14 protein-coding genes are annotated in these 16,325 nt (G+C 58.8%); 7 read left to right on the forward strand and 7 right to left on the reverse strand.

Features of this window, described 5'->3' with window-relative positions; translation table 11 throughout:
* Nucleotides 1-18: 18 nt before the first annotated feature.
* Nucleotides 19-2,424: a membrane-bound PQQ-dependent dehydrogenase, glucose/quinate/shikimate family gene (locus EDF75_RS06785; protein WP_166646145.1), complete on the reverse strand. Its 2,406-nt coding sequence runs from the start codon at nt 2,422-2,424 to the stop codon at nt 19-21.
* A 377-nt stretch (nt 2,425-2,801) separates the two neighbouring features.
* Nucleotides 2,802-3,710, reverse strand: coding sequence for a DUF535 family protein (locus tag EDF75_RS06790; RefSeq protein ID WP_133598062.1), 909 nt, complete (start codon nt 3,708-3,710; stop codon nt 2,802-2,804).
* A gap of 310 nt (nt 3,711-4,020) precedes the next feature.
* Here EDF75_RS06790 and EDF75_RS06795 point away from each other — a divergent pair, with 310 nt between their 5' ends.
* Both EDF75_RS06795 and EDF75_RS06800 read left to right on the forward strand, forming a co-directional pair.
* Complete coding sequence (locus EDF75_RS06795; RefSeq protein ID WP_004862935.1) at nt 4,021-4,161, forward strand: hypothetical protein; 141 nt, start codon at nt 4,021-4,023, stop codon at nt 4,159-4,161.
* A gap of 287 nt (nt 4,162-4,448) precedes the next feature.
* Nucleotides 4,449-5,759, forward strand: a complete 1,311-nt coding sequence (locus EDF75_RS06800) for an L-cysteine desulfidase family protein (protein ID WP_133598064.1) — start codon at nt 4,449-4,451, stop codon at nt 5,757-5,759.
* Between the two features lie 101 nt (nt 5,760-5,860).
* On the opposite strand, the gene EDF75_RS06805 is transcribed toward EDF75_RS06800, so the two are convergent.
* The 5 genes from EDF75_RS06805 to EDF75_RS06825 form a co-directional block, all read right to left on the reverse strand.
* Nucleotides 5,861-6,853 carry a D-cysteine desulfhydrase gene (locus tag EDF75_RS06805; RefSeq protein ID WP_133598066.1) on the reverse strand — a complete coding sequence of 331 codons (993 nt, stop codon included), beginning with the start codon at nt 6,851-6,853 and terminating at the stop codon, nt 5,861-5,863.
* Between the two features lie 75 nt (nt 6,854-6,928).
* Complete coding sequence (locus tag EDF75_RS06810) at nt 6,929-7,315, reverse strand: RidA family protein (protein ID WP_133598068.1); 387 nt, start codon at nt 7,313-7,315, stop codon at nt 6,929-6,931.
* Nucleotides 7,316-7,342: 27 nt separating this feature from the next.
* Nucleotides 7,343-8,761 (reverse strand): Na+/H+ antiporter NhaC family protein, encoded by a 1,419-nt coding sequence (locus EDF75_RS06815; protein ID WP_133598070.1) that lies wholly within the window; start codon nt 8,759-8,761, stop codon nt 7,343-7,345.
* A complete protein-coding gene (locus EDF75_RS06820; protein WP_133598072.1) occupies nt 8,754-9,941 on the reverse strand; it encodes a trans-sulfuration enzyme family protein in 1,188 nt (395 codons plus the stop codon). The genes EDF75_RS06815 and EDF75_RS06820 overlap by 8 nt, the downstream gene beginning before the upstream one ends.
* A gap of 395 nt (nt 9,942-10,336) precedes the next feature.
* Nucleotides 10,337-11,251 carry a LysR family transcriptional regulator gene (locus EDF75_RS06825; protein ID WP_166646146.1) on the reverse strand — a complete coding sequence of 305 codons (915 nt, stop codon included), beginning with the start codon at nt 11,249-11,251 and terminating at the stop codon, nt 10,337-10,339.
* A 142-nt stretch (nt 11,252-11,393) separates the two neighbouring features.
* Between EDF75_RS06825 and EDF75_RS06830 the strand changes: the two genes are divergently transcribed.
* The 5 genes from EDF75_RS06830 to EDF75_RS06850 are packed head-to-tail and all read left to right on the forward strand — an operon-like array spanning nt 11,394 to nt 16,325.
* Nucleotides 11,394-12,101: a CoA transferase subunit A gene (locus tag EDF75_RS06830; protein WP_133598076.1), complete on the forward strand. Its 708-nt coding sequence runs from the start codon at nt 11,394-11,396 to the stop codon at nt 12,099-12,101.
* A 2-nt stretch (nt 12,102-12,103) separates the two neighbouring features.
* On the forward strand, nt 12,104-12,760 hold the full coding sequence (locus EDF75_RS06835) for a CoA transferase subunit B (protein ID WP_133598078.1): 657 nt from the start codon (nt 12,104-12,106) through the stop codon (nt 12,758-12,760).
* Between the two features lie 10 nt (nt 12,761-12,770).
* Nucleotides 12,771-13,967 carry an acetyl-CoA C-acetyltransferase gene (locus tag EDF75_RS06840; protein WP_133598080.1) on the forward strand — a complete coding sequence of 399 codons (1,197 nt, stop codon included), beginning with the start codon at nt 12,771-12,773 and terminating at the stop codon, nt 13,965-13,967.
* The gene (locus tag EDF75_RS06845) at nt 13,964-14,887 is read left to right on the forward strand and encodes a 3-hydroxyacyl-CoA dehydrogenase family protein (RefSeq protein WP_133598082.1); all 924 of its coding nucleotides are present in this window, start codon (nt 13,964-13,966) and stop codon (nt 14,885-14,887) included. The genes EDF75_RS06840 and EDF75_RS06845 overlap by 4 nt, the downstream gene beginning before the upstream one ends.
* Before the next feature lie 43 nt (nt 14,888-14,930).
* Nucleotides 14,931-16,325, forward strand: a complete 1,395-nt coding sequence (locus EDF75_RS06850; protein WP_208113309.1) for a GntP family permease — start codon at nt 14,931-14,933, stop codon at nt 16,323-16,325.

Raw genomic sequence — 16,325 nt, forward strand, 5'->3', positions numbered from 1 at the left:
GTGAATAGCCCGCGGGCGCTACTCTTCAAGGGCGTAGGCGATGATATCGTCGCCGACGTCCGGCGAGTGGCTGGCGCCGCCGGCGGAGATCACCACGTACTCTTTGCCCGTTTTCGGCGATTTGTAAATCAGCGGCGCGGCCACTGCGCCTACCGGCAGACGCGCGCGCCACAGCTCTTTCCCGGTCGCCGAATCCAGCGCCCGCAGATAGTTATCCTGGGTACCGGCAAAGAAGATCAGCCCGGAAGCCGTCGAGGTTGGCCCGCCCAGGGTCGGCATTCCCAGAGGAATATGCAGATGGGTTTTCAGACCCAGCGGACCGGTATCCTCGACCGAGCCCATCGGGACCTGCCACAGCAGCTGACGGCTATTGAGGTCAACGGCGCTCATGGTGCCGAACGGCGGCGTGTTGCAGGGTACGCCCAGCGCGGACTGCAGAATATCGATCCGCACGCCACCGTACGGCCCGGCGATCTGCGGACGGACGGTGCCCATAAAGCCCGGGACTTCGTCGGTGGAGACCTTATATTTCGCCATATCTTCCTGACGCACCAGCGACATTCTCAGCGGCATACGCATGTCGTTAACAAACAGCGTCCCGGTGCGTTCATCGATGGTGATGCCGCCCCAGTTCATGCCGCCCAGCAGGCTCGGCCATTCGATATACGGCTTCTCTGACGGCGGCGTATACATTCCAAGATAGGTGGACTCTTTGAAGTCAATGCGGCAAATCAGCTGATCAAACGGCGTCACGCCCCACATTGATTTCTCGGTTAACGGCTCAACGCCGAGCTGCGGCATGCCGGTAGAGAACGGCTGGGTCGCGGAGAGACGCTCGCCTTCCGCCCCTTCTTGCGCCACCGGCCGCTCCTCGACGCGGGTCACCGGTTTGCCGGTACGGCGGTCAAGGACGTAGATTTGGCCGGTTTTGGTGGTCTGAATCAGTACCGGGACCTCTTCGCCCTGGTCGTTCTTCATGTGGAACAGCACCGGCTGGGACGGCAGGTCATAATCCCAGATATCGTGGTGCACGGTCTGGAAGACCCACTTCGTTTCGCCGGTACTGGCATCGACCGCCACCACCGAGGAGCCGTACTTCTCTTTGGCCTCGTTACGATCGCCGCCCCAGTAATCCGGCGGACCGTTGCCGGTCGGCAGATACACCAGGTTCAGCTCTTTATCAAAGCCCGGCACCGTCCAGACGTTCGGGGTTTCGAGAGTGTAGACGCGGCCTTTTTGCGGATCGGTCACGTTTTCCGGATGGCCAACGTCCCAGGCCCACACCACCTTACCGCTGAGCACGTCAAAGGCGCGGACCACGCCGGAGGGCTCGCCGTGCACGATATCGCGAACCCAGCCGCCGAGCACCGCGATGTGCCCCATAATCACCGGCGTTGAGGTTGGGTGATAGCGCTTGCTGTTTTCGGTGTTATCCATCCCCTGCTTCAGATCGACGCTGCCGTGAGTGCCGAAGTCTTCGCACAGTTCGCCGGTTTTCGCATTCAGCGCCAGCAGGCGGGCGTCAACGGTGGAGACCAGAATCCGCTGCGGGCACTGCTGCAGCGACGGGCTGGCCTTCTCTTCGGCGCTGAGCGAGGCGTCGCTCTGCGCATCGTAATAGCCCACGCCGCGGCAGGTAACGTGCTCTGCGGTCTGCGCGTGCGGGTCAAAGCGCCAGCGCGCTTTACCGGTGTCGGCATCGAGGGCGGTCACCACGTTGAGCGGCGTGCAGGAATAGAGGGTATCGCCAATCTGCAGCGGGGTATTTTCATCAACCCCGATCCCCGCGCCGGTCAGCCGACGGCCGGTGTGATAGGTCCAGGCCACCTTGAGGTTTTTGACGTTTTGCGGGGTGATTTGGTCATAAGGTGCGAAGCGGGTGCCGGAAGCGTCACGGCCGAAGAACGCCCAGTTATCGCTTTTCGCGGCCTCGCTCGGCCTGCCGTCGGTCGCCGCTTTGACGACCCCGTTATGGATGCCGCCGTGCGGATAGAATGCCGATACCAGCGTCGCCAGCAGGACGATGAAAATCACCGCGGCGCTGCGGTTCGCGTAGCGGATCTGCGCGCGTTTGAGCGGCAGGGTCGCGGCCAGCCACAGGCCCAACATCAGCAGCAGAGCGGGAACCACCAGGCGAGGGATCAGGCCCCAGTAGCTAAGCTGGACTTCGTACAGCGCCCAGACCAGGGTCAAAAAGAAGGTAATAATTGCAAAAGGGAGAACGTATTTACTGCGGATAAGGTAGCCGACGGCGATAACCATGTAGGCCAGGCCCGCCAGCAGATACCAGGCGCTGCCGCCAAGAGAGAGGAGCTTTCCGCCCCAGATAGTTAAGAACAGCCCAATGCAAAAACTCAATAACACAAATAGCAGGCGCCAGGCGGTGAAGAATATCCCTCCGCCGCTACCTCGTTGTTCGTCCATATTTCATCCCATACGACGTTAGTCGTTATAACCAATGTATTTATTTTAAACAGTGCTTTATTGACATGATTAAGGCACAGACCACATAACATACTGGTTGGACGCTCCTGAGCGGAGCGAAGAACGTAAGAAAGTATATGAGTTTGTAAATTTTATGTAAAACTATCCAGCATTTTATGTTTAAAATTTTTTAATTTATAAAAGGAAGTTGATAGACGAAGCGGTTTTAAGCACCACGACGAGAGGGGAGATAACGGAAAGCAAGGGGTATACGGGATAGTCAGGAAGATGGCAGGAGGTTGCCGGAAGGTGCGGGAGGATTGCGGGAGGTTGCCGGCCAACAGCCCCCTGTTGACCGGCAAACCCGCCGCAGCAGATTAACCGGCGCGAAGAAGCCCGCCAAGCTGCTGCATTGAGGCTGCAAGCTCGTGCTGCGCCAGCTCCTTCAAACTTTCACGCTTGATAAACTGGCTGCGATGCTTGCTTTTGACCTCTTCAAGGCTTTTCTTTATTTCCTGCGACGGCAGCTTATACCAACCCCGACGATGCTGCTCACCACCCACTTCCAGCCATAGCGCAGCGTAATTAGTCATTACTTTGTCGCTTTTAACGTGGAAATTGCCGTCAACCGCATAGATCTCTTTAATATTACAGTGCTGTAAAAAACCGTACAGCAGCGTGATAATTAAATTTTTAGGTCGGATACCGTGAAGCTCCTTAGTCAAGACTTTAATTTCATCACCGGTCACGTCTTTCCCCCCCTGAATGCCGCCAATATAAGCGCGGCCGTCAGCGGTACAGGAAAAACAGAGACTGTAGATGCGTCTATTATCGAGAAGCATTAACAGCATCAGCTCCCCTTCTTCCTGAAAAGGCGATGCCAGCAGCTTAACGTCAATGCTGGAACCATTTTTCAGCGGAACGCTAGCTACCGTCAGGCCAAACTCTTTCACGTTATACAGCTGCGGCATGATCGCTGCGGAAAACGTTTTTTCCATAAAAATCAATGAGCCGTAGGCGATATCGAGTTTGGTTCTCTTTGACAACTTTTTATTTAAATAGGCTTTGAAGGGTTTATCCTGAAAGCTGACCAGCCCCTCCGTGGCGCCGGTTAATCTGGCGCAAACGTATTTATCACACAGCGCCCGGTATTCCCTATATTTGCCCCCTGCCAGAGGTATTTCTCTGCATCGACGTAACACCTTCTTATATTTGAGTTTAACATTACAAATGAGTTTATTATTTTTTCGCCATTCTTTGATGGCGACTGCTGCTGTTATAGCCATCGATCAAGATCCATAGAATCAACCATAATCGCGGAAATAATATCATAAATCATTCAAGTCAACGCTTAGTTACCCGTTCGTTGCCCTTTCATTTAATAAATAGCCAGGTAATCATTCTGTAAAAACCAAAATTAAATTAAGCCAGCCTGTCAACTCTCATTATTAGCAGTCGGCTTCATTATTCATCGCCTGCTGGGGGAAACGGGCGCGGGTTACCGCTACGTGCTGTCAACGACGGCACGGGGTGCCCCCTCGCCCGTTTTGCCCTATAATCTGGCCACGGTCAAAACTGAACTAAAGTGGGTAACTCATGGAAATTGATCTCGACAACCTGGTTTTTAGCGGTCTGGAAGAGGCGCAGGAGCGTAACGCTGAACGCCTTGAAGACGCGGATAAGAAAGCCGAGGCGATCGTTGCCGATGATGATTGCGGCGACGCCTGCAAAATCTGATTTCTGAACCGGCCGACAAGGCCGGTTTTTTTATGTCCCTCCCTCGCTGAGAAGTAAAACCATCTACCCGCCCCGCATATAGCAGTATTTTTTTCTCTCAAAGCCGGTTTTTACATAGCGAACATGCAACCTATTTCTCTGTCTGCTGCGCTAACATTCCTCCTGAAGCGCCAGCCGTACTGTCAGTGCCGGTTTGACGGCTGCGGCGCCCAGGACCGGGAGAGTTAAGGTTCCGCTTCGTTCACTCTCTCGATGGACTTTTTCCTGTACCCAACAGAGGCTCAGTCATGCCACACCGGGAAACCCGCGTAGAATGGAACGCCTTCATCACCGTCCTCAGGCAGGAGGTTAAGCCGGCATTAGGCTGCACCGAACCCGTCTCCGTCGCCCTCGCCTGCGCCGTTGCCGCACGGCAGCTATCGGGGGCCATCGTGCGCATCGAAGCGTCGGTGTCGCCCAATTTAATGAAAAATGGAATGGGGGTTACCGTGCCGGGCACGGATATGCTCGGCCTGCCTATTGCCGCCGCCCTCGGCGCTATCGCCGGCGACCCGCAGGCGAATCTTGAAGTGCTGAAGAGTGCCAGCCAGCGGCAGATCGCGGCGGCTAAAGCCCTGCTCGCCGTCGGCGCCGTGCGCATTGTCCTGCAGGAGCCCTGCGAGGAGGCGCTCTACGTTCGCGCCAGGGTTTATGCCGGCGACCAGCACGCGACGGTCACCATCATCGGTGACCATACCAACGTGGTGGCGATTGAAAAAATGGGGCAGCCCGTGTTTGTCAAAAAGGCGGAGCCCGCCGGCGGCGATCGGCCGCAGCCGCTGGCCCAGGTTGCCGGCAGCTCGCTGCGCCAGCTCTACGATTTTATTCGCGACGTTCCCTGCGAAGAGATCGACTTTATTTTAGCCGCCGCGCAGATGAACAACGCGCTATCGAAGCGAGGTCTGGCGAAGGAGTGGGGTCTGCATATTGGGCCGACCCTTAAGCGTCAGGTCGATAAGGGGCTGGCCGCAGACGATATTTTTAACGAGATCCTCTATCGTACCAGCGCCGCCTCGGATGCCAGAATGGGCGGCGCTACGCTCCCGGCAATGACCAACTCCGGTTCCGGTAATCGGGGCATTACCGCCACCCTGCCGGTAGTGGTTGCCGCTGAACGGCTCGGCGCCAGCCGGCAGCAGCTCGCCCGCGCGCTGGCGCTGTCGCATCTCGTGGCTATCTACATCCACAGCAAGCTTCCGCGCCTCTCCGCGCTCTGCGCCACCACCACCGCCGCAATGGGCGCCGCGGCGGGGATTATCTGGCTGATGGAGGGGAGTTACGACAATATCACCATGGCGGTCAACAATATGATTGGCGATATCAGCGGCATGATTTGCGACGGCGCCTCCAGCAGCTGCTCAATGAAGGTCTCGACCAGCGTCTCTTGCGCATGGAAAGCCACCCTGCTGGCGCTGGATAACTCCGTCGTTTCCGCCAGCGACGGCATCGTCGAGCGCGATGTGGAAAATTCGATCCGTAATTTATGCGCCCTCGCCGCGCAGGCCATGCAGCATACCGATCGGCAAATTATTACCATTATGGCGCACAAGCGCTATTAGCGACGTCCCCGGCTGCGGCGCACGCGCCCGCGCCGGGGAGAGCGCTGACAATATCATCGCCCCGCTCAGCGCAGCCGGGGCATCGCGGCAAAGCGTGAGGCTTAAACCTGCGGACAATAGGCGAACAGCGCCGGGGCGCCGCCGGTATGGATAAACATCAGCGGACCGCTGCCGCTGAATCGCGATGTTTGCACGCCGTCAATCAGCCCCGCCATCGCCTTGCCGGTATAAACCGGATCCAGCATGATGCCTTCCAGGCTCGCCAGCAGCTCAACCGCCCGCATCCCCTCGCGATTCGGCGTGCCGTAGCGCGGCGCAAAGTAGTCATCCCACAGCGTTATCGGCGAAGATGTCGTCACGTTGAGCCGCGCCGAGAGTTCGTTCTGCAGCTTTGCCACCTTAGGCAGCTGGTCGCCGGCAAGGCGTGAAACGGTCACCCCAACCACCGCTATATCCGGCCGGCAGTGGGCAAAACCGACCGCCAGTCCGGCATGGGTTCCCGCGCTCCCCGAAGGTACCACCAGCGAGTCGATATGGAGATCCATCCGCGCGCACTGCTCCGCTATTTCCAGCGCACAGTCAACGTAGCCCAGCGACCCCAGCGCGTTGGAGCCGCCAACGGGAATGACGTACGGCTTCGCCCCGCCGCGAGCGAGCCTCTCGCTAAACGCCTGCAGCTGCGCATCAGGATCGCTAAGCGCCTCGACGCTTTCCAGACGACAGCCCATCATCGAGGAGAGTAAATGGTTGCCGTTAGCGAGATAGTTTGGCGCCTCCGTGGCGATCGGATTTTCCAGCAGCGCCGCACATTTCAGGCCCAGATGCGCGGCTGCGGCCGCGGTCTGGCGCACGTGATTCGACTGAATGGCACCCGCCGTCACCAGCGTATCGCAGCCTTGTTGAAGCGCATCTGCGACGAGAAACTCGAGCTTTCTGAGCTTATTGCCCCCCATACCAAGATTAGAAAGATCGTCTCGCTTAATATAGATATCGCGCTGCAGATACTCCGACAGCCGTTTGAGGTGCTGGATCGGCGTCACCGCCCCCACCAGCTCAACGCGCGGCAGCGCCTGCAGATAGTTTTTTATCAGCATTACGTTTGCTCTCAATAAGAAGGAATAAAAACGGTGGCGCGACGCGGCCACCGCTGTGATAACGCTGAGGCGGCGTTAGCCCTGCCAGGCTACCGCTTCAATTTCAACTTTGACGTCTTTAGGCAGGCGCGCAACCTCCACGCAGGAGCGCGCCGGATACGGCACCGAGTGCTGGTCAAAAAACCCGGCGTAGGCCTGATTAATTGCCGCAAACTCATTCAGGTCCTTGACGAAAATATTAACCTTACAAATATGTTCGAGGGCTAACCCGCCGGCTTCAATAATAGCCTTAATGTTCTCCAGGCTTTGCCGGGCCTGCCCGGCGGCACATTCGGCGATCTCGCCGGTCGCCGGATGAATCGGCAGCTGACCCGAGGTAAAAATAAAACCGCCTGCCCGGGCGCCCTGAATATAGGGGCCAATAGCTTCCGGAGCCTGCGGCGTAGCGATAACCTTAGTCATGATAAATCCTTGTATGAGTATTGAGCGTTAAATAGAAAACCCGACGATTAAATAGACAATGAGCGCGAGGAACCCGGTAACCAGCGCATAGGGCATCTGCGTGCGAATATGCTCAATGTGATCGCAGTTGGTGGCCATTGAAGCCACGATGGCGTCGCTGGAGATAGGCGAAGTCATGTCGCCAAAGATTGAACCGGAAATAGCCGCGCCGATCATAAAGTGAGGGTCAATACCGAGTGAAACGCCCAGCTGCACGCCGATTGGGATCATAATGGCGAACGTTCCCCACGAGGTCCCGGTGGCTAAAGACATGACCGCCGCAATCAAAAAGATAAAGCCAATCGAAAATCCGGAGGGAATAACGCCCGAGGTAATGGAGGCAATATACTGCCCGGTGTTGAGCTCTGCCGAAATATGGCCCATCAAAAAGGCGAGGATCATAATTGAGCTAATTTTCACCATGCTGGCGTAGCCGATATAGAGCTCTTTAAAGAAATTCTCGACGTTTAAAATGCCGCGTAGTCTGAACCAGGCAAAAGAGACCACGGTACCGAACATCACCCCGGAGTAGACCGACATGGAGCCGCTGCCCCTGGAGAACTGCCCATCGCCGGTAATATAGAGCACCACCGGAACCATCAGCACGGTTGAAAGAATAGGGATAAAGAAGTTGAGTAGCGAGTTGGATGCCGGATGGTCAATCACCGGGTCCTGCTCCGCTTCGCTCTCCTCCTGCTCTTGCTCCATCAGGCAGGACTCAAAGCGAACTTCCGCCTTTTTCATCGGCCCCCAGGTGCAGCCGGACAGGATATAGAAGATGACGGACGCCAGCGAAAACCAGGCCATGATATTCCAGACCATTGAGCTGGCCAGCACTTCAAAGGGCTCGCCGGTCAAATAGCCCTGCGCAATCTGTACGCCGATAATCCCCATCATCGCCGCCCCCCAGCCGTTGATCATCACCGATGAGCAGACCGATACGCAGGAGGTTTGAATGATGTAGGACATCTTTTCCGGCGAGACCTTATAGCGCCGGGCGAGATTTTTTGTCGACGCCCCGGCAATCAGCTGATTAATCGAGCTCTCGATAAAGATAAGCGAGGTGACCAGCATCGCCAGCAGCTGAACCGACTTCTTATTGGTGACAAAGTCGTTTTTCTCAGAGAGAAACTGGACCAGCTTGCGCACGCCGCCGGTTACCACGATGAGCCGCATAATGCCGCCGATCATCACCATAAAGATAATCGTTCGCGCGTTGCCCGCGGAGGCAAAGGTCTCAATGATGCCGTTGAGGGTACCGCCAACGCCCTGGATCAGGCTTTGATGAATTACCGCATACCCGACAAAAATGCCGGTCAGCAGGGAGAGGATCACCTGCCGGGTGAGGATCGCCAAAATAATGGTGACCATCGGGGTGATAATTGTCCAGATGCCATAGTCATGCATGATCGCCATCCTGTGTGCGGGCGCCGGCGGCAAAAGCCGCATCGAGGTCGGCTAGCAGATCCTCAACGTTCTCGATCCCGACGGAGAACCGAAGCGTGGTGTCGTAGACGCCTATCGCTTCCCGCTCCTCTTTTGACATCGCGGCATGCGACATCGATGCCGAATGATTGATCATGCTCTCCACGCCGCCCAGCGATTCGGCAAGCACGAAATAGCGCAGGCCGGAGATAAAGCGTTTCAGGCCCTGCAGGTCGCCTTTTAGGGTAGCGGTAACCACCGCTCCCCCCGAGCGCATCTGCTTTTTGCACAGCGCGTGCTGCGGATGCGAAGGCAGGCCGGGATAATAGACGCGGGCAACCGCCGGATGATTTTCAAGGTACTCGGCAACACGCTGGGCGTTGCTGCACTGGCGCTGCATGCGCACATCCAGCGTTTTCATCCCGCGCAGCGCGAGGTAGGCATCGAAAGGCGATGCGATAGCGCCAACGGTGGTTTTGATAAAATCAAGCCGGGCGGCGAGCGGTTCGCTCCGGGCAATCACCGCCCCGCCAATTAAATCGGAGTGGCCGCCGATATATTTACTGGTGGAGAGCATCACCAGATCCGCCCCCATTGCCAGCGGCTGATGGTTCCAGGCGCTGGCGAAGGTATTATCGACGCAGGTCAAAATACCGCGCGCTTTCGCAATACGGCACACTTTATTAATATCCACCAGCTCCAGCAGCGGATTAGTCGGCGTTTCAATCCAGATTAAATTCGTATTTTCCTGAATGCTGGCAATCAGGCTTTCTTCATCATTAAGATCAATATAGGAAACGGTGGCGCCGGTTGTATTGCCCTTTAGCTTATCGAACAGGCGCCAGGTGCCGCCATATACACCCTGCATGGCAATAATATGAGAGTCTTTCGGCAACAGCTCCATAACGATATTCGTGGCGGCCATGCCCGAGGCGGTAGCGGTGGCATAAATCCCGCCCTCAAGCTCGGCAAGCGCCGACTCATAAGCCTTACGGGTCGGGTTCGACACCCTCGAGTAGCAAAAATCGCCGCCTTCATTGAGATTCGGCTGTATAAAGGAGCTGGCGGTAACAATCGGGGTAAATATGGCATTATTCGCCGGATCAATTTGATTCCCGGCATGGACAACCAGAGTCGCAATATCTTTAAATTTATTTTTCATAGGATATACTCAAACTATTATTCGACATTAGGCATTGAACATTTATCTCGCCAATAGCATCAGCGCCGGCTAATAAAACAGCAGCCGAAACGCCGCGGAGAGCTAAAAAAATAGCCAGCTGCGCTGCTATCAACACAGAGATATTTATAAATCAACCACTCTTAAAATATATATTAGCGCCCGAAGAAAATCTTACCTATTTTCCCCCAAACGAGGGCAAGGTGGAGAAATTTATTCTCCAAAACCCAAAAAGTCAACTCTGTAAGCAATTGATAAATGTCACTATATTTATTAATGGTGATTTGAATCACAAAAAATAGGGGAAAAATCACACTCTTTATCCCTTGCCCGGGGAAATTAATTCCCCGGGCCGGCGCTGCGGGCCTGCTTCAGCATTACGGCAAATACCGTCCCGGCGGCCAGGCGGGCAGAAAACCCTTCAGCGTGTCCAGCAGCGCCTGCGCCGCTTTTGAGAGCTGCATATGTCCGGCGTGGATCACCCCGATGCATTTTTCAATCGGCGGGTTATCCAGCGGCAGGCACACCGCCCCCAGCGCCGCCATCTGCGAGCGGCACAGCGCCGGCACCGCGCTGCCGCCGAGGCCGCTGGCGACCATCCGCCCCACCGTGACCAGCTGGTGGCTCTCCAGCGCCACGTCGAGCTTACGCCCGCTGCGCGCCAGCTCCTCCTCGAGCATCAGACGCACCGCTGACGGCCGCTGGAGGGTAATAAAATCCAGCGTCAGCAGCTCGCGCCACGAAAGGTGGCTTTTGCCGGCTAAGGGGGACTCTTTCGGCACAATCGCCACGAAGCGGTCTAGCGCGAGGGGCGTAAAAAGCAGGTTGTTGGTCGGCGCGGGCTCAAAGGCGATGCCCATCTCCACCCGCCCTTCGCGAACCATTTCAATCACCTGTTCGTTGATGACGTCGTGAACCGTGACGTTAATCGCCGCATAGCGGTCGCGGAAGGCTTTCAGCACCTCGGGCAGCACGTTCGCGGCAAAGGAGGGCATCGCGGCGATGGAGATTTTTCCCCGCTGCAGGGTAAAGCTCTGGCGCATCGCCTCTTCGGCGTTATCCCAGTCCGCCAGCAGCTGGCGGGCCATCGGTAGAAAAATCTCGCCCTCCTGCGTCAGCGTCACTTTACGGGTGCTGCGCTGCAGCAGAGGGCCGCCTAAAACCTCTTCCAGCCCCTTGATCGTCAAACTGAGCGCCGGCTGGGAAAGATTCAGCCTCTCGCTGGCGTGGGCGAAATTCAGAGTGTGAGCTACCGCTAAAAACGCGCGTAACTGTTTGACACTCATTCTCATTTTTTATCCTGTTAACTAATTGAAAAAATTTAGTTAACAATAAATTAATAAAAAAACCAAATGAGTGGGTCACAAATTCAAAATTAACAAATCAGTCTTCGCCCCCAATGATAACCCTATCGCAAGCCAGCAGAGGTGAAACATGGCAGGACTGGATAAGCGCGTCGCCAGCTACGAAGCGGCGCTGGAAGGATTAACCGACGGAATGACGGTACTGGCGGGCGGCTTTGGCCTCTGCGGGATCCCGGAAAACCTCATCGCCGAAGTGCAGCGCCGCGGGGTGAAGGGCCTGACGGTGGTGTCAAATAACTGCGGCGTCGACGGCTTTGGCCTCGGCATGCTGCTGGAGAGCCGCCAGGTGCGCAAGGTGGTGGCCTCCTACGTCGGCGAAAACACGCTCTTTGCCCAGCAGGCGCTGAGCGGCGAGCTCGACGTCGAACTCACCCCCCAGGGCTCGCTGGCGGAGAAAATTCGCGCCGGCGGGGCCGGGATTCCTGGGTTTTATACCGCCACCGGCTACGGTACGCCGGTGGCCGAAGGCAAAGAGGTGCGCCAGTTTGCCGGCAAGCACTACATCCTCGAAGAGGCCATTAGCGGCGATTTTGCCCTGATTAAGGGCTGGAAGGCCGACTGGTACGGCAACGTTATCTATCGCCATACCGCGCAAAACTTTAATCCGCTGATGGCCGCCGCCGGGCGCATTACGGTGGTGGAAGTGGAAGAGATTGTCCCACCAGGCGAGCTGCCGCCGGCCACCATTCATACTCCCGGCATCTACGTTGACAGGCTGATCGTCGGTAACTTTGAGAAACGTATTGAGCAGCGCACGCTGCGCGCGGGGAACCTCTGACTATGCTGACTCGTGAACAAATGGCGATGCGCATCGCCCGGGAGCTGCGCGACGGCGACTACGTCAACCTCGGTATCGGCATCCCGACGCTGGTCGCCAACTACATCCCCGACGGCATCGACGTGATGCTGCAATCTGAAAATGGCCTGCTCGGCATGGGCGGCTTTCCGCTGGAAGAGCAGCTCGACGCCGACATGATTAACGCCGGTAAACAGACCGTTACCGCCCGCATCGGCGCGGCAATTTTTGACTCCGCGCAGTCCTTCGCCATGATCCGCGGCGGCCACGTCGACCTGACCGTGCTCGGCGCCTTCGAAGTGGACGTGCAGGGCAATATTGCCTCGTGGATGATCCCCGGAAAAATGGTCAAGGGCATGGGCGGAGCGATGGACCTGGTGGCCGGGGCGCAGAACATCATCGTGGTGATGACCCACGCCTCAAAGGATGGCGAATCCAAGCTGCTGCCGCAGTGCACCCTGCCGCTCACCGGCGTCGGCTGCATTCAGCGGGTGCTGACCGACCTCGCCCTGCTGGAGATTATCGACGGGGCATTTGTGCTGCGCGAATGCGCCCCGGGCGTCAGCGTCGCGGAGATTGTCAGCAAAACCGCCGGCCGCCTGATCGTCCCTGACGACGTGCGCGAAATGCGCTTCAACTGAGGAGATCCCTATGCAAGAGGTTGTGATTGTCAGCGCCGCCAGAACGCCGGTCGGCAGCTTTCGCGGCGCCTTCGCCACGCTTTCCGCGGTGGATCTCGGCGTTGAGGTCGTGCGCGGCCTGCTGGCCCGTAGCCAGCTCCCGGCGGATGCGGTCGATGAGCTTATTTTCGGCCAGGTGCTTACCGCCGGCTGCGGACAAAACCCGGCGCGCCAGACGGCGCTGCGGGCCGGGCTGTCGGTTGATACCCCGGCGGTGACGGTGAACCTGGTCTGCGGCTCCGGGCTGAAGGCCGTTCAGCAGGCGGCCCAGGCCATCCGCTGCGGCGATGCGGAAATCGTCATCGCCGGCGGCCAGGAAAGCATGAGCAACGCGGCGTATCTGGTGGATGGCGCCCGCGCCGGGCTGCGCTTCGGCCACACCACCCTGCTCGACAGCATGATCCAGGACGGCCTGTGGGACGCCTTCAACGACTACCACATGGGCATCACCGCCGAAAACCTCGCCGACGAATTCGCCATTACCCGCCAGCGCCAGGACGCCTTCGCCGCCTGCTCGCAGCAAAAGGCGGCGGCGGCCATCGAAGCGGGCCGCTTTGGCGATGAAATTGTCCCCGTCAGCGTCAGCCAGGGCAAAAAGGCGCCGCGGCGGATTGAGCGCGACGAGCAGCCGCGCCCGGATACCAGCGAAGAGCAGCTGGCGCAGCTGCGCCCGGCCTTTCGCCCGCAGGACGGCAGCGTCACCGCCGGCAACGCCTCTTCGCTAAACGACGGCGCGGCGGCGGTGCTGCTGATGAGCGCCGATAAAGCCCGCGAGCTGGGGCTGCCGGTGCTCGGCAAAATCGTCAGCTCCGCCGTCGCCGGCGTTGACCCGGCGGTGATGGGAATAGGCCCGGTTAGCGCCTGTCGGCTGGCGCTGGCGCGCGCCGGATGGACGCTGGATGAGGTCGATTTAATTGAAGCCAACGAAGCCTTCGCCGTGCAGGCGCTGGCCGTCGGCGAGGCGCTGGGCTGGGACAGCCGGAAGGTGAACGTCAACGGCGGCGCCATCGCCCTCGGCCACCCCATCGGCGCCTCCGGCTGCCGCATTCTGGTGACCCTGCTGTATGAGATGCAGCGGCGCGGCGTCAGTAAAGGGCTGGCAACCCTCTGCGTCGGCGGCGGACAGGGCATCGCCATGACCATTGAACGTGAACGGGAGGCATCATGAATGAACCAAACATCGCGGTACTCGGCAGCGGGCTGATGGGCGTCGGCATTGCCTGCCACTTTGCCCGCCACGGCCATCGGGTGCGGATCTACGACACCGATCCTGCACGGATCGCCGAAATTGCCGCCGTCGCCAACGCCATTCTTAACGAACTGCAGGATGCCGGGCAGTTCGACGACGCCAACCGCGCCGCGGCGCTGGGCAACCTCTGCGGCACCACCGCGCTGAGCGACGTGGCGGATTGCACCCTGCTGATTGAGGCGATTCCGGAGCGCCTGCCGCTTAAGCACGCCCTGTACGCGCAGCTTGAGGCGCTGATCGCCGACGATGCGGTGATTGCCAGCAATACCAGCGGCCTGCCGCCGGATCGGCTGGCGCAGGGGATGAAGCATCCGCAGCGCCTGCTGATCGCCCATTTCTGGCACCCGCCGCATTTTATTCCGCTCGTCGAGGTGGTTCCCGGCAGCGCCACCCGCCCGGAGCTGCCGCTGCAGGTGAGCGACTTTTTATCCGCCACCGGGCTGGAGGCGGTGGTGCTCAACCGCGCCGCCCCGGGCTTCGTCGGCAACCGCCTGCAGTTTGCCCTGCTGCGCGAGGCGCTGCACATCGTGCAAAGCGGGATCGCCTCGCCGGAGGTGGTGGACCGGGTGATGCGCTCCTCGCTCGGCCGCCGCTACGCGATGGTTGGCCCGCTTGAGGCCGCGGATATGACCGGGCTGGCAACGGTCAAGGATATTTGTCAGCACCTGCTGCCGGAGCTCGCCAGCGGGTCGCAGATGATGGAGCTGGTGGCGGAAAAGGTCGCCAGGGGCGAGACCGGCGCCCGCAGCGGGCAAGGCTTTTACCGCTGGGATGAGGCGCGCAACGCCCGTATTCAGTCGCGCCGGGAGCACCTGCTGCGCCACGCCCTGAAACCGTAACTTCTCGTACTGTACCCAACAATAACAATGAGAGTGAGGAGTCGTGATGAGTGTTTTGATTGCCCTGGCCGCGCTGGCGCTACTGATGCTGGCCGCCTACCGAGGATATAGCGTTATCCTCTTCGCCCCGATCGCCGCCCTTGGTGCGGTACTGCTCACCGATCCGAGCGCCGTCGGCCCGACCTTTACCGGGCTGTTTATGGAAAAAATGGTCGGTTTTGTGAAGCTTTACTTCCCGGTGTTTCTGCTGGGGGCGGTGTTCGGCAAGCTGATTGAGCTTTCGGGCTTTTCGCGCTCGATAGTCGCCGCGGCGATCCGGCTGCTCGGCCGCCGTCACGCCATTCCGGTCATCGTGCTGGTCTGCGCGCTGCTGACCTACGGCGGCGTGTCGCTGTTTGTGGTGGCCTTTGCGGTCTATCCCTTTGCCGCAGAGCTGTTCCGCCAGAGCGGGATCCCCAAGCGGCTGATCCCGGCCACCGTCGCGCTGGGCGCCTTCTCCTTCACCATGGACGCCCTGCCCGGCACGCCGCAGATTCAGAACATTATTCCAACCAGCTTTTTCGGCACCAACGCCTGGGCCGCGCCGTGGCTCGGGCTGATTGGATCGCTGTTTATTATTATCTTTGGCCTGCTGTGGCTGGATCGCCAGCGCCGCAGGGCGCAGGCTCGCGGCGAAGGCTACGGGACGGACCTGCAAAATGAGCCGGAAACGCCTGACAATATTAACCTCCCCCATCCGCTGATTGCGATTGCGCCGCTGCTGCTGGTGGGCGTGCTGAACCTGCTGTTTACCCGCTGGATCCCGCAGTGGTACGGCCCGACCCACGAGCTGAGCCTGCCGGGCCTGGCGAAGCCTATCATCACCGAAACCGGCAAAATCACCGCCATCTGGGCGGTGGAAGCCGCCCTGCTTTCCGGCATTTTAGTGGTGCTGCTGTTCGGCTTTCGCAACATTCGCGGCCGCCTCGCCGAAGGCAGCCGGACGGCGGTGAGCGGGGCCATTCTTGCGGCCATGAATACCGCTTCGGAATATGGCTTCGGCGCGGTCATTGCCGCCCTGCCGGGGTTTCTGGTGCTGTCAAAAGCGCTGACCGCGATCCCCAATCCGCTGCTGAACGAAGCGATCAGCGTCACGGTGCTGGCCGGGATCACCGGTTCGGCCTCCGGGGGGATGAGCATCGCGCTGGCGGCGATGTCGGATACCTTTATCGCCGCCGCGCACGCCGCTAACATTCCGCTTGAGGTGCTGCACCGCGTGGCCTCAATGGCCAGCGGCGGGATGGATACGCTGCCGCACAACGGCGCGGTCATTACCCTGCTCGCCATCACCGGACTCAGCCACCGCCAGGCCTACGGCGGGATCTTCGCCATCACCGTGATTAAGAGCCTGGCGGTCCTGTTCGTGATTGCCGTCTTCTATTTAACCGGTATCGTGTAA

This window comes from Klebsiella sp. BIGb0149, assembly GCF_004362605.1.
GTDB lineage: Bacteria > Pseudomonadota > Gammaproteobacteria > Enterobacterales > Enterobacteriaceae > Klebsiella > Klebsiella terrigena.